We start from the raw sequence: 1,913 nt of genomic DNA on the forward strand, positions 1-1,913 counted from the left end.
CCATGTTTCCCCTCTCTGATGTTCATGCTTTACAGCATGTTACCGGAGCAGGCTCGAGTTGTGTGCAACGAGATGGCCAGAGTGGCCTTAGACATCCATTGCTGCACCTGGGTAAAACTGGACGCCGCACTGAAACAGTCTTCGTATCCCATGGTGCGGCTCTCACTGAGTACCGCCTTGCGGCTCATGTTCTTGTGCGCATTCCACAGGCGGCCAGAACCGTAATAGGCCATCAGCGGCAGATCGACCGGCTGCAAGGCCCGGACCTGTTCCATCAACGTTCTGCCCAGGCGCGTCAGTTCTGCGGCGTCCTTGACCGTTGTCTTGCCTTTCGCACTGTTCAACGCGCGGACCACAGGCCCCGTGAGCGTAGATAATTGAGCCTCTACCTTTGCGGGAAAGACCTGCTCACTCGCTGATTGGTCCGGTATGCGATGGTATCGCACATCCTGTTGGCTGATGGGCTTAGACCTGCCAAGATCAAAGGCGCCAACAAAGGTACCCAGCGCAATCGTCGCCGCATCTAGAACCGTTGTCTTGCCTTGGCCGTTTTTCGCAACCAAGACCGTCAGTTCTGGATGGAAATCAACCTCCAGTGCCTTGAATCGCCGGAAATTCGTGAGAATCAGGGACTGTAGTTGGAATGAGGACACGATGAGGCTATCGAATCATGTTGGCATCAGTAGCGATCAGGATACGCTCCACCACATACTCCGCCAACGCCATCGCCACCTCGCGCGTTTCTCCCGTAGTGATGACCACCCCGGCCCGCGCCGGATGGCTGTCCACCGGGCCGATGCGATCACCCAGCTTAGCGCGTATCTCCAGATAGGCCAGATCCGGGTGATCAGCGAAGCGCTCCGCGCCCTCGATGGCCGTCACCACGCCCGGCGACGGCAAGAGATACCGCTGCGCCACCGGACGGTTCCATTTGGGTGTCAGTTCCTCCGGATCGACGCGCTCGCCCAGCGCCTGGCGGATGGCGGCGCCGACCCGATCAACGCCGGTGTTGAGCGGCGGTAGACCGGTGGCAGATGCTTGGCGTCTGGGTGTTGTTTACGGTAGGCCTCGCCCTGTAAGGCGATGTAGCGCAGCAGTTGCAGCGCGACCCAGTATTATTCGGGCGTGCTTTTGTGCTCGAAGAGCATGTAGACGCAGAGCGCGAGATCGGGCGCTGGCGCAGAGGCAAACGCAGATACCGGCTCAGGCTCAGCAGCCGTGGCAGGCTGATCTGGACCCTGCGCGCGTTGGTCGGCTTGCGCGAACGCATTCTGAGCCTGAGCATCCTGCCCGGGTCCGCCCGCCTCTGACCCGCCCTGCCTGAAGCCGCCCTGCCCTGAATACTCGCGGGCGCAACTGGTAGACAAGATCCGAGTACGAGGCCCGCAACTCCTTGGAGACGTAGCTGTCTTTGCTGATCTCCAAGCTATCGAGATCGACACACGCGAGCAGTTCCGCTGGTAGGTGCCAACGCAGGAAGTCTTGGGCAATCTCGCGGCGGGTGAAACTCTCGCGAAAGTAGACGTCATGGGAGTTGTTGATCTTATCCATCGCGGCGGACTGTACCCGGCTTGGCGGCCTGTGTGAACACAGACAACAACAGAGACCCAGCCAAAGCACGACTTAGTGTGGAAAATTGCGACCCAGGCACCAAACATTCACCACCTTCCGCTGGTGCAGGAATCCTTCTACGACGCGATCATGCAGGTCACGCAAGGCTAGGGAGTGTTCTGTAGGCATCCGCCTCAGCCGATCACCTCAAAGCGCTCAGTGAAACACCGCCTCCGGCGTCTCCGCCGTGAGGATGCGATCGGTCCATTCGAGCAATGTTTCAGCATCGGCCTCTTGAATCTTCTGGCGCAGATGGGCATCGGTCGGGCCGAATTTGCGCTCCATCTGGCGCAGCAAGAAAC

The 1,913-nt window shown here is 59.5% G+C and carries 3 protein-coding genes; all 3 read right to left on the reverse strand.

The window, feature by feature from the left end:
• Positions 1-29: 29 nt before the first annotated feature.
• Positions 30-653 (reverse strand): ATP-binding protein, encoded by a 624-nt coding sequence (locus VBE63_RS28405; RefSeq protein ID WP_323686335.1) that lies wholly within the window; start codon positions 651-653, stop codon positions 30-32.
• 7 nt (positions 654-660) lie between these two features.
• Positions 661-918, reverse strand: coding sequence for a hypothetical protein (locus VBE63_RS28410; protein WP_323686336.1), 258 nt, complete (start codon positions 916-918; stop codon positions 661-663).
• Between the two features lie 291 nt (positions 919-1,209).
• Positions 1,210-1,551, reverse strand: a complete 342-nt coding sequence (locus VBE63_RS31675) for an Rpn family recombination-promoting nuclease/putative transposase (RefSeq protein ID WP_416274713.1) — start codon at positions 1,549-1,551, stop codon at positions 1,210-1,212.
• Positions 1,552-1,913: the final 362 nt, after the last annotated feature.

The sequence above is a fragment of the Lamprobacter sp. genome (assembly GCF_034860625.1).
GTDB lineage: Bacteria > Pseudomonadota > Gammaproteobacteria > Chromatiales > Chromatiaceae > Lamprobacter.